This is a genomic window from Chitinophaga sancti, from assembly GCF_034424315.1.
Classification (GTDB): Bacteria; Bacteroidota; Bacteroidia; order Chitinophagales; family Chitinophagaceae; genus Chitinophaga; species Chitinophaga sancti.
In genome coordinates this window covers 7,490,361-7,503,202 of sequence record NZ_CP139972.1, presented here as the reverse complement: position 1 = coordinate 7,503,202, position 12,842 = coordinate 7,490,361, and the positions used below count along the sequence as shown (strand labels likewise).

The following is a 12,842-nucleotide window of genomic DNA, read 5'->3' as shown; positions in this document are numbered from 1 at the left end:
CTAAAAAGGGTACCCCCTCCCGGGTGGGTGATGAAGACGAAATGGCTTTTACGCAATTCTCAGCGCCTCCATTTTACTTTTTAGTCAGCCGCCCAATATGTTATTCCTTCTTTGGCTTCGGGAACACGCCATGCGTTGCCGCCCACTCTCTCCACAAGCCTTCCAGCTCTTTCACCTTCATTGGCTCCTGCGCTGCCAGGTCATACACCTCGCTCTTATCCTCCGCCAGGTTAAACAAATGCCAGGTACTGTCATTACTCATGGACACCAATTTCCAATTGCCTACTCTTGCATATCGCGCACCAAAATGCTCGTTGAACAATTCCTCATGCCCTGTCACAACTTTTCCTTTAAATGAAGGCACCAGGCTCACACCGCTACTTTGCCGGATCGTATGACCATTATAGTTAGCCGGATACTTTGCACCAGCCAGCTCAATGAAAGTATTCATAAAGTCCATCACATGCCCTACCTGTTTGCTATAAGCACCCTTCTTTACGGTGATCCCTTTCGGCCAGTAAGCGATCATGGGCGTATGAATACCGCCTTCAAATGATTCTGCTTTCCAATAGCGGTAAGGGGTATTGGCAACATTCGCCCAACGCGGACCAATGCTGTAATACGTTGTTTCCGGACCCGGCATTGCCTTCTTATCAGCATACTCAATCTTCCTGCCATCCCGCGTTTCATTCGGCCTGTCAAAACCTGGACCATAGTGATTACAGATTTCCGCACTCGCACCATTATCACTCAGGAACACAATCAAAGTATTATCCAGCTGATTCGTTTCTTTCAGGGCTTTGATGATCCTGCCAATGCCCTGATCCATCCTGTCAATCATGGCGGCATGTGTAGCCATTGCCGCAGCATCCCATTCCTTATCCGGATTAGATTCCCAGCTCTGCTCATCTTTAAACCGCGGAGATAATTTTGTGGTGGCAGCATCGATCAGGCCCAGCTTCACCATTTTTTTATAACGGGCTTCGCGGATTGCTTCCCATCCGCCTTTATAAGTATCCTTATACTTCGCAATATCCTCCGGCAATGCATGCAATGGCCAGTGCGGCGCATTCTCTGCTACATACAGGAAGAATGGCTGATCATCATTTGCATACCCTCTGATATACGCTACTGCAGTATCTGCAATAGCATCGGTATGATAGTAGTTCCAGGGTACTTCTTTGATGGGGGTAGTACCACTCACCAGGCTGAATGGATCATAGAAATCCACTACTCCCCAGATGGTGCCAAAGAATTTCTCAAACCCTCTGCTGGTAGGATACTGTTCAATAGGTGAAAATGCTGGATAAGTAGTATGGTGATTCAGCCAGCTTAGTTGCTCCTTCGGATCAGGCTGACCATTCGTATTGGCTACATGCCATTTACCAGACATCGCTGTATGGTAGCCTGCTGATTTCAGCACCTCTGCCAGGGTAACCGCATGCTCAGTAATATGCCCCTGGTAGCCTGGCTCATCTTCCGCATCCGTCATCTTGCCGATCCCTGCCTGGTGATTGTATAAACCCGTTAGCAACGAGGCCCTGGTAGGACAACAACGTGAAGTATTATAAAACTGCGTATACCTGATACCGTTCTCCGCGAGGTAGTTGATATTCGGTGTATTGATTTCACCACCATAACAACCCAGATCCGAGAAACCCATATCATCAGCCAGGATCACTACAATATTCGGCCTTGTCTTTTTGCCGGGAGGGGTAGCCTTCTTAAAGCCCCCCAAAGTAAACAACAGCATTGCTCCTGCACAAACAGTCGCAGCACCAAAGATTAACTTTTTTCTATGCATACTTGCTTTTTAAAACTACCAGTTGGGATTTTGAATCAGATTAGGATTCAGGATGATGCCCTGTTGTGGAATTGCCCATAAATAATCACGCTCCGGGTTAAACGCTCTTACAAAGCTGTTATTCACCACCGTGGTCAGCACACAGTTCTTCACATAGGCCATCCCCTTAATTGGACCTGGCATCACATGCTCCGCAGTTCTCCATCTCCTGATGTCGAACAAATGTAGTCCTTCAAATGCTAATTCTACAATTCTTTCGTGACGAACGGCAGCACGTAATGCTCCTGTGTCAAACCCGCAGGCAATGTATGCATATTCGCAGCTCCACGCTGACGTACTTTGTTAATCGCATCGTATACTGACTGATCACTACTGTTCTGCCCGATTTTTGCTTCTGCATACGTGAGCAATACTTCTGCATACCGAGGCTGTATCACAAGTTTGATATAACCTCTTTTTCCTGAAAAAGGTTTTCATTACACATGGTTTTATTATCCCCCCTTTATTCCTCAATGGTCATTCAATGGCAATCCCCTCCGCTGAAACTCCTTCCAGTTCAAATATTCGTCTCCATGCCGTTGCTCCTTCATCGTAATACAATTATCCACCGGGCATACCAGCTTACACAAGTTACACCCCACGCATTCATCCTCTTTAATAGCATACGTATTATACGGCTTGCCATAAGACAAGCTAATCGCCTGGTGTGAACCATCTTCACAACTGATATAACACAAACCACAATGAATACACTTATCCTGGTTGATATTCGCCACTATATGATAATTAATATCCAGCTCCTCCCAATGCGTCAATGTCGGCACTGATTTACCAATAAAATCATAAATAGTAGCAAACCCCTTCTCATCCATCCAGTTATTCAATCCTTCACACAAGTCTTCAATAATCCTGAACCCATATCGCATAGCTGCTGTACACACCTGCAAGCTGGTAGCGCCGAGTAACATAAATTCTACCGCATCGCGCCAGGTACTGATCCCACCAATACCAGAAACCGGCACCTTTGAGGTAAGCGGATCCTGGCTGATCGTCGTTAAAAACTTTAGTGCAATGGGTTTTACAGCAGGTCCACAATAACCACCGAATGTAGATTTGCCACCTACATTAGGATTGGGTACAAAAGTGTCTAAGTCTACCCCTGTTACTGACTGGATGGTATTAATCAGGGATAATGCATGGGTGCCTCCCGCTACCGCAGCTCTTCCTGTGGGAACGACGGAATGTACATTAGGCGTTAGTTTTGTAATGACCGGAATATGTGCAGCTTCCATTACCCATTCTACCACCATCTTTGCTATTTCCGGATCCTGTCCTACTGCGGCTCCCATACCTCGTTCCGTCATTCCATGGGGGCAACCGAAATTCAGTTCCAGGCCATGTGCGCCGGTGTCTTCTACTTGTTTGATTAATTCATGCCAGCTTTCCCGGTTATTATCAGCCATTAGGGATACAATCATGGCACGGTCGGGGAATAACCGGATGCATTCTTTGATTTCTTTCAGGTTGATGTCTAAAGGACGATCGCTGATAAGTTCAATATTATTGAGGCCCATAATACGGTAGCCGTTATAATCTACGGAGGAGTACCGGGAGGAGACATTTTTCACCTGGCTGCCTAAGGTTTTCCATACGACGCCGCCCCAGCCGGCTTCGAATGCCCTGAGAACGTTGACCTGTTTATCGGTGGGTGGTGCGCTGGCCAACCAGAAAGGGTTGGGTGATTTGATGCCCAGGAAATTGGTTGAAAGGTCTGCCATAAATTAGGATTGAAATAGTAAATTATTTTTGAAGCAGGTAACTGGATCTGAAACAGGTAATTTAATTTGAAGCAGGCAGATTGAATTTGAAGCAGATAATTGAATCTAAAACAGATAATTGAATTCCAAACAGGTAAATTGCCTCTGAAACAGGATTCAATTTACACTTCCTCTATTCCACCTCTCTAAACAAATACTTCAATATCGCCTTCGCTCCCTCCTTCCCTGCCTGCACCGCATCCACTACTTCCTTCCCCCCATTCACACAATCCCCACCTGCAAACACACCTGGCAAATTAGTCGCCGCATGCTCATTTATCAACACCCTGCCATGCTCATTATCTATCTTCGGCGCAGCCATCGTATACGGCAACTGCCCCGTCGCCTTAATCACCATATCTACATTTAACGAGATCAGCTCTCCCGTACCCACCGGTAACTTTCTCTCATCCAGGCGCATCACCTCACACACCAGGGTTTTCACATGTCCGTTTTCTCCCACGATCTCCTTTGGTGCTGCCAGCCAGATAATATTACACCCATCCAGTTTGGCGATATTCAATTCCGCTGCGGTACAAGGCATTTCTGCCTCCGTTCTTCTATATACCAGTGTCACCTCTTTTGCGCCTAAGCGCATTGCCTGCGTTGCTGCATCAATCGCAGTCATCCCCAGACCAATCACGGCCACCGATTCTCCTACCGGCACCTCCGGATAGCCCTTGGTACGGATTTCATAGATAAAACGAATCGCATCAACAACCCCGTTCAACTGCTCTCCGGAGATGGCTAATTGCCTGGCCATACCAACACCAAAAGCCAGGTATACAGCATCGTATTCCTGCTGTAACGTTTCCAGTAATACATCTTTGCCCAATTGCATATTATACAATACATGGATGCCTCCTAATGAAGTGATATAATCCACTTCCTCCTGGCAAAACTGAGGTGTCACTTTATAAGCCGCAATGCCATAGGTCATTAATCCACCGCCCTTGCCTTCCTTTTCATAGATCGTTACCTCCACTCCTTCCCTGGATAAGGCATGTGCACAACTCAGGCCTGCCGGCCCTGCACCAATTACGGCGACTTTTTTGCCATTGGAAGCCTGCCTGGTGAATAATGGCCATTTTTCATGAATAGCCCGCTCGGTAGCATAACGTTGCAGTTTTGCAATGGGAATAGGCGCTTCCTCCATGAGGTTGTATACACAGGCACCTTCGCACAATTTTTCTACAGGGCATACTTTTGAACAGCCTCCTCCCATGATGTTGGCAGAGAAAATGGTGTAGGCTGCGCCTTTTAAATTTTCTGTGGTGATCTGTTTAATGAATTTGGGTACATTGATGCTGGTGGGGCAGCTTTTCGTACAGGGCGCATCATAGCAGAACAGGCAACGATTGGCTTCTACCAATGCTGCATTGTGTGTTTCGAAGGGAGGATGGATGTCGCTGAAATGCTCGTCGTATTCCTCGTTTGTTAACCTGTTATTACGAAGGGCCATAATAAAAGTTTAAAGGTCTGTAATTGTGAGAACGGAGTGTCTTTTGAACAAACGAACGACTCACAACTCTGTCAATTTTCCATACGTCTCCGGCCTCCGGTCTCTGAAAAACTGCCATACACTCCGCACTTCATCTATCATCCCCAAATCAAATTCTGCCACCAGCAACTCATCTTTATCTTCTGAGGCCTGTGCAAAAATCTGCCCTCTTGGGTCCACGAAATAAGAAGAACCATAAAACTTCCCTAAGTTCCAAGGCTTCTCTTCTCCTACTCTATTAATACATCCCATGAAATACCCATTGGCTGCTGCATGCGCCGGCTGCTCCAGTTTCCAGAGATACTGAGACAAGCCTGCGACTGTGGCAGAAGGGTTATATACGATCTCTGCACCATTCAATCCCAATACACGCGCGCCGTCCGGAAAATGCCGGTCATAACAGATGTATATGCCCACTTTCGCATACCGGGTCTGAAATACAGGATAGCCCAGGTTCCCTGGTTTGAAGAAAAACTTTTCCCAGAAACCGGATGTATGTGGTATATGATTCTTTCTATATTTTCCTAAATATTTTCCATCAGCATCAATGATCGCTGCTGTGTTGTACAATACCCCTGCCTGCTCTTTTTCATAGACTGGTACGATGATCACCATATTGTACTTTGCTGCGTATGCTGCCATACGTTCTGTAGTGGGGCCAGGTACCGGTTCTGCGGATTGGTACCAATCGCTGTTCTGACCGGGGCAGAAATAAGGGGTGTTGAAAATTTCCTGCAGACAAAGGATCTGCACTCCTTGCTCTCCCGCTGCCTCTATCAGTGGCACATGTTTTTGGAACATGGCTTCTTTGATTTCTTCAATGGTACCTTCGCCTTCAGTCTTCGGTAAGCTCATCTGGATTAGCCCTGATTTAATGATGCGTGACATGGGATTGTATGGTTTTGGTTAATAATGGTAATGCCTATTGCTTATTGCTTATTTGGGAGGTAACAAACGATCAAATGCTGTTACTTTTTTTTAGAAAACAATGATCAAATGCTGTTGCTTTCTTTATAGATAACAATGATCAAATGCTGCTACTTTCTTTATAGATAACAAACGATCAAATGCTGTTACTTTATTTATAGATAGCAATGATCAAATGCTGTTACTTTATTTATAGATAACAAACGATCAAATGCTGTTGCTTTCTTTATAGATAACAAACGATCAAATGCTGTTACTTTATTTATAGATAACAATGATCAAATGCTGTTGCTTTTTTTATAGATAACAAACGATCAAATGCTGTTGCTTTCTTTATAGATAATAAATAAATGCTTTTTGCTTTCTTCTAAATTTCAACTTGAACTCATTTCATAATTAATATTCATGCATTGATTATCAGCCGGAAACACCTATTATGAAATACGTTCTAAATAAATCCCTTCACTTTATCCCTTTTAATAAACTTCCCTGCTCCTTTCTCCAGCAAACACTCTCCATTCTCTATCGCCACCTGCCCCCGCAACAACACCATCTTCACCTTACCTGTAACAGGCCAGCCCTCATACGCAGAGTAATCCACATTCATGTGATGACCGCTTACCGACAACACATGCGCTTCATTCGGATCAAAGATCACCAGGTCCGCATCACTTCCTATCCCAATCGTGCCTTTGCGCGGAAACATCCCAAATATCTTTGCCGGATTTGTACATGCTACTTCCACAAATTTGTTGAGTGAAATCCTTTTTCCATGCACGCCTTCACTATATAATAATTCCATCCTGTTCTCTATTGCCGGATGGCCATTCGGAATCTTTGAAAAATCATCCTTACCCATCAATTTCTGCTCCCACATAAACGGGCAATGATCTGTAGCTACCACATTTACCAGGCCCTGATTAATGCCTGCCCAGAGTGTAGCCTGATCTTTGGGCTCCCGCAATGGCGGACTCATTACCCATTTTGCACTTTCAAATCCCCTTTCATAATAAGACCTGTCCAGTAACAGGTATTGAATACAGGTCTCTACAAATACGTGCTGATTGCGCCGGGTGGCATTGCGCACTGCATTCAGCGCTCCTTCGCAGGTGAGGTGTACGATATAGCCAGGGCAGCCTGTATAATTTGATAGATCTGCAAAGCGGCCGGAGGCCTCTGCTTCGGTGACTTCTGGCTGGGAAATGTAATGATAACGGGGAGATAAATTACCGTTTGCTCTGTTTTGTGCTACCAGGTAATCTATCACATCTCCGTTGGTGGCATGGACTGTAACCATTCCACCATGTTTTTTGACTTCCTGCATCAGTGCGACCATCTGCCTGTCGTCTATCATCAAAGCACCTTTGTAGGCCATGAATGTTTTGAAAGAAGTGATGCCTTCTTCCTCTATCATGGTTTTTATTTCTGTTTTTGTGTTCTCATTGAAGTCCGTCACTGCCATGTGGAAACTGTAATCTCCAACTGCGGTACCACGGGCACGGCTATTCCAGTCGTCGAGTGCTTCTTTTAGTGAATGACCTTGTGTTTGTAGTACAAAATCAATAACGGTGGTGGTGCCGCCAAATAAGGCGGCGCGGGTGCCGGTTTCGTGGGTGTCACTGGAGAAGGTACCCATGAATGGCATGGCCAGGTGGACATGCGGGTCGATGCCGCCGGGGAAAATTAGTTTGCCGTCGGCGTCTATTTCCCGGGTAGCATTGAATGGAAGGTTTTTACCGATGGCGGTGATTACTTCTCCTTCTATAAAAATATCCGCGATGTAATCATCGGCAGCTGTAATGATTCTTCCGTTTTTAATCAGCAGTGACATATTCGATAGATTTTATTGTTCGCGTTAGCGATGGAAAATCAATATCACAAACCAGGTATTCTATAAATCAAAAAAACGTTGTCTCACCAGTATAGACCATTTCACAATTAAAGCCATTCTATAATTCAAAAAAAGTTACCTCCCCAGTATAAATCATTTTCACAATTAAAGCATTCTATAAATCAAAGAAATTTGCCTCATCAGTATAAACCATTTTCACAATTAAAGCATTCTATAAATCAAAAAAAGTCACCTCACCAGTATAAACCATTTTCACAATTAAAGCATTCAATCATTCAAAGACGACTACACCAATGCTTTTCCTGCTCAACTTTCCGCCGCTAATTATCGGTCCTACTTTCCGCCGCTCCCATCCAATCCTACTTCCAACTCTACTCCCTCACCTACTTCGCAGCCACATACTCCACCGCTCTTACTGACCGCATCATCAACATATACCCAATCCCTGAAACAAAGAACCCCACAAACCACGCATAACTGTACATCCCAATTATCCATCCCGGCAATGCATCCGCAGCTATCACATGTATTGTTGCCAGGAAACCTGGTATATTCGGTGCAATCCCTAACAGTAATGCCAGCATTGCATACCTGTTATACCCATTCCTATAACTATACCTGCCATCATGCTGATACAATTCATCCAATTCCAGTTGCTGTCTCCGCAGCATGTAATAATCTGCTATCATGATCCCTCCTACTGGACCCAGCAAACTGGAATACCCCACCAGCCAGGTAAATATATATCCACTCGGATCAGCTACCAGTTTCCAGGGGAATATGAGGATCCCAATAATTCCTGTGATAAAGCCTCCCGTACGGAAACTGATCTTCGCAGGATTCAGGTGTGCAAAATCATTGGCAGGACTTACAATATTCGCTGCTATGTTAGTAGCCAGTGTTGATATCGCCACCGCTATCATTGCTATACTCACCAGTACTTTATTATCAAATTTACCAGCCAGTACAACCGGATCCCAGATCGTTGTGCCATATACGATTGTCGTAGCTGATGTAACCACCACACCAATGAATGAAAACAATGTCATGGATGTAGGTAATCCAAGTGCCTGCCCTTTTACCTGGGCCTGCTGACTGCGTGCATATCGTGTAAAATCAGGAATGTTCAATGACAGCGTAGCCCAAAAGCCCACCATACCAGTTAACCCGGGAATGAAGAATGCCCAGAATGAAGCGGCGTTTGTGAACTTTGACGGCTGTGTAAGGATAGGGCCTAATCCACCACTTACTGCATGAATGGCCCAGTATAGTAAAGCCAGTGCCGCCACAGGCAGGAAAATCGCTTTGAAAACCAATAATTTTTTTATGCTGTCGATGCCTAAATACACGACATACATATTCAGTATCCAGAAAAGAATAAAACAGATTGCCGGACCAGTTGCCAATCCCCAGGAAGCGGGGAATACCAAGGGCAATTGTTCCAATGCCGGGATCCATAGCCGAAGCATCTGGTAGATGGCAAAACCACCAATCCATGTTTGAATACCAAACCAACCGCAGGCAACGATGGCCCTTAGCAGCGCCGGCACATTAGCCCCTTTGGTTCCAAAGCTGGCGCGGGCAAATACAGGGAATGGGATGCCGTATTTGGTGCCTGCCTGACCATTTAAGATCATGGGAATCAATACGACGGTATTGCCTGCGAAGATCGTGAGGATGGCCTGCCACCAGTTCATACCTCCTTCTATCAGCGAACTGGCAAGCATGTAGGTGGGGATACACAGGCTCATACTAATCCAGAGTGCTGCATAATTCCAGGTATTCCAGGTCCTGCTGCCGGCAGGTACGGGTGCCAGATCTTCACTGTACAAATTGGTAGGCATATTACGTGAGTTGTTTTTTTAATTGAAATCGGGCATAAATACTAATTGTTTTCTTATTTTTTTATGCCGACGCTCAGCTCACATACTCATCCGCTATTCCCAATGCATCATCAATTATCGCTAATCCCTCATCCATCTGCTCTTTCGTGATACTTAGCGGCGGGGCGATAAATACATAATTCCACCTCACAAAGGCATACATTCCCAACTGCTTTATCCGGCCTGCCACCTTATTCATGACCATCATTTCCTCCGGCTTCGCATTAAACGGCGCCATCGGCTCCTTCGTCTCCCGATTCTTTACCAGTTCTATGCACCCCAATAATCCTGTTGTTCTAAAATCTCCAATACTGGGATGCTGCGTCTTCATCTCCTCGACCCTTGCCTTCACATATTCGCCCATCCTCGCTGCGTTCTCCAGCAAATGCTCATCTTCATAGATCTGCAACACCTCTACTCCGGCTGCACAGCAAACCGGATGCGCTGAATAAGTCAAGCCCAGCCATAATGTACGTTCGTCAAAATGCGCCGCTATCTGGTCACTTACTATCAGGGCACCCAATGGTAAATAACCTGCTGTTATTCCTTTTGCTGTCGCAATCATATCGGGAACTACGCCATGCACATCACAGGCAAACCATTTTCCTGTTCTTCCAAATCCACTCATCACTTCATCTGCTATGAGCAGGATGCCATGTTTATCACAAATCGCCCTGATCTTTTGCAGGTAATCGGGGGGATATTTGATACAACCAGAACTGCCACTTTCCCCTTCCATGAGGATCGCCGCTACATTTTCCGGTCCTTCAAATTCGATTACCCTTTCCACATGGCTGACACATTCCCGTGAACAGGAACTCATTTCCTTTCCCCAGGGGCACCTGTAGCAATAAGGGTCTTCGACATGAACAAAATTCGGGGCCTGCTGCGCATCCACGGCCAGTTTCCGGGGATCACCCCCTGCACTCATGGCTACATAGGAGGCGCCGTGAAAGGCACGGTAACGGGTGATGATCTTATGCCTTCCGGTATAAAGTCTTGCCAGTTTTACGGCATTTTCAATAGCGCTCGCGCCACAAACGGTAAATAATGTCTTCGTTAAATTCCCAGGGGAAATAGCTGCCAGCTTCTTTCCCAGTTCTCCTCTTGCTGCGGTAACACAACCTGGCGTGACATAACTCACTGCCTGCATCTGCCTCATGACTGCTTCAGTTACCCGCTGGTTGCCATGACCGATATTGACATTCATTAAGCCGGATGAAAAATCCAGGTAGCGTTTATCATCGTAATCATACAAATACACGCCTTCCGCATGTTTCACTGCGATGGGTTGCAGGCCTTTCTGCTTGCTCCATGAAAATAGCGTATAGTCAAGATTATCCTGGATAATCTCCTGGGCAGTTGACAGGTCAACAATTGCAGACATACTATTATTTTTATCAGATTTGAAATTCAACTTCCTTATCTGGAACTCATTTCATAATCACCATTTAGGTATTGATTATCAATTTAAAATACCTGTTTATGAAATGAGTTCCAGTTACTGTCGTATTTCTGTATGCTATTCAGATGGGAAGATTCTACTGGCACAACCACACCTACCACACCGTCAACTCATCCAATTCACACCCTCCTCCGGGTTCCACTTCGTCGTACTCTTCTTCAACCTCGTCCAAAACTCAATCGCACTCTTCCCCGTTATATCCCCCACCCCAAACTTACTCTCATTCCAGCCTCCAAACGAAAACGGCTCCCTCGGCACCGGCACCCCCACATTCACCCCAATCATCCCCGCACTCGCTCTCTCCGCCACATACCGCGCCATACTGCCATTCTGTGTAAACACAGACGCAGCATTCCCATAAGGGCTTGCATTTTCTATATCAAGTGCTTCATCTATGGTGGAAGTGCGAAGTATACTTATCACAGGTCCGAATATTTCTTCCTTCGCTACAGACATGTCCGGGCTAACATAATCAATGATCGTGGGTCCTACATAAGTACCGTTTTCCTTACCCGGTACTGCTGCGCCTCTGCCATCTACCAATATGCGGGCGCCATTATTCTCTGCTTCTGTAATATACTGTTCTATTCTCGTTTTTGCAGCTTTATTAATCACCGCTCCTAAATTTTTCCCGGGAATAATTTTCCGTGCCTCCTCACACAAAAGCGCTACGATGTGGTCCACATCCCCCACTCCCACCATCGCCGACGCCGCCATACATCGCTGCCCTGCACAGCCACTCATAGAAGCCGCAATATTTTGCGCCGTCATATCCGGTTTGGCATCCGGCAATACCAGCAGGTGATTCTTAGCCCCTCCCAGCGCCAGGCATCGCTTCAAATTATGTGTAGCCCGCTGGTATACGATCTTAGCCACCTTTGTAGATCCTACAAAAGAAACCGCTGCTATACCAGGATGATCACAGATCGCGTTCACGATCTCACTATCACCATTCACAATATTAAACACCCCATCCGGCAAGCCCGCCTCCTTTAATAAGGAAGCCAGCAGGCCCACACTCAAAGGCACCTTTTCCGATGGCTTTATGATCATACAATTGCCCAGCGCAATGGCATTAGGGATCGTCCAGTTAGGCACCATCGCCGGAAAATTAAAGGGAACGATCGAAGCCACCACGCCAAGAGCTACGTGGGTAGTACGGCATTCCACTCCACTGGATACCTCCAGCACCTCGCCGGTTACCAGCTGTGGCAGCGAGGTCGCAAACTCCGTGAGCTCTATACATTTTTCTACTTCCTGTACCGCCTCTGCATACGTCTTCCCGTTCTCTTCACTGATCATACTGGCCAGCGTTTCCAGGTTTTTCTCCAACAGGAACTTGTATTTAAAAAATACCTGCACCCGCTCCTTAATAGGTGTACGGCTCCAGGCAGGAAACGCCTTTTTTGCTGCCTGTACAGCAATATCCAGATCTGCAGCCGTTGAACAGGGCAATGCTGTCAATAATGTGCCGTCAATTGGAGAGATGACGGGAATAGTACGATCGGAAGCGATTTGGGTAAAACTTCCATTTACAAAATTCTGTAATTGGTCGTATTTCATGCCTGGGGTATTTGGGTGAAAACTTGTAAG

10 protein-coding genes are annotated in these 12,842 nt (G+C 45.9%); all 10 read right to left on the bottom strand.

The annotated features are described in order from the left end of the window. Nucleotides 1–100 precede the first annotated feature (100 nt). The 10 genes from U0033_RS29575 to U0033_RS29530 all read right to left on the bottom strand — a co-directional run bounded on the left by U0033_RS29575 (nt 101) and on the right by U0033_RS29530 (nt 12,812). Nucleotides 101–1,804: an arylsulfatase gene (locus U0033_RS29575; RefSeq protein WP_083571557.1), complete on the bottom strand. Its 1,704-nt coding sequence runs from the start codon at nt 1,802–1,804 to the stop codon at nt 101–103. A gap of 15 nt (nt 1,805–1,819) precedes the next feature. Next, the gene (locus tag U0033_RS29570; RefSeq protein WP_072362108.1) at nt 1,820–2,026 is read right to left on the bottom strand and encodes a RagB/SusD family nutrient uptake outer membrane protein; all 207 of its coding nucleotides are present in this window, start codon (nt 2,024–2,026) and stop codon (nt 1,820–1,822) included. A 23-nt stretch (nt 2,027–2,049) separates the two neighbouring features. Beyond that, the gene (locus tag U0033_RS29565; protein ID WP_072362106.1) at nt 2,050–2,241 is read right to left on the bottom strand and encodes a RagB/SusD family nutrient uptake outer membrane protein; all 192 of its coding nucleotides are present in this window, start codon (nt 2,239–2,241) and stop codon (nt 2,050–2,052) included. A gap of 72 nt (nt 2,242–2,313) precedes the next feature. After that, nucleotides 2,314–3,582 (bottom strand): NAD-dependent dihydropyrimidine dehydrogenase subunit PreA, encoded by a 1,269-nt coding sequence (preA, locus tag U0033_RS29560; protein ID WP_072362104.1) that lies wholly within the window; start codon nt 3,580–3,582, stop codon nt 2,314–2,316. Between the two features lie 172 nt (nt 3,583–3,754). Beyond that, nucleotides 3,755–5,083 (bottom strand): NAD(P)-dependent oxidoreductase, encoded by a 1,329-nt coding sequence (locus tag U0033_RS29555; RefSeq protein WP_072362102.1) that lies wholly within the window; start codon nt 5,081–5,083, stop codon nt 3,755–3,757. 60 nt (nt 5,084–5,143) lie between these two features. Continuing rightward, nucleotides 5,144–6,010, bottom strand: a complete 867-nt coding sequence (locus U0033_RS29550; protein ID WP_177318612.1) for a nitrilase-related carbon-nitrogen hydrolase — start codon at nt 6,008–6,010, stop codon at nt 5,144–5,146. Nucleotides 6,011–6,497: 487 nt separating this feature from the next. Next, nucleotides 6,498–7,880, bottom strand: a complete 1,383-nt coding sequence (gene hydA / locus U0033_RS29545; protein ID WP_072362100.1) for a dihydropyrimidinase — start codon at nt 7,878–7,880, stop codon at nt 6,498–6,500. A gap of 404 nt (nt 7,881–8,284) precedes the next feature. Then, on the bottom strand, nt 8,285–9,745 hold the full coding sequence (locus tag U0033_RS29540) for an NCS1 family nucleobase:cation symporter-1 (protein WP_072362099.1): 1,461 nt from the start codon (nt 9,743–9,745) through the stop codon (nt 8,285–8,287). A 73-nt stretch (nt 9,746–9,818) separates the two neighbouring features. Then, nucleotides 9,819–11,171, bottom strand: a complete 1,353-nt coding sequence (locus tag U0033_RS29535) for an aminotransferase class III-fold pyridoxal phosphate-dependent enzyme (protein ID WP_072362097.1) — start codon at nt 11,169–11,171, stop codon at nt 9,819–9,821. A 183-nt stretch (nt 11,172–11,354) separates the two neighbouring features. Beyond that, nucleotides 11,355–12,812, bottom strand: coding sequence for a CoA-acylating methylmalonate-semialdehyde dehydrogenase (locus U0033_RS29530; protein WP_072362262.1), 1,458 nt, complete (start codon nt 12,810–12,812; stop codon nt 11,355–11,357). Nucleotides 12,813–12,842 lie beyond the last annotated feature (30 nt).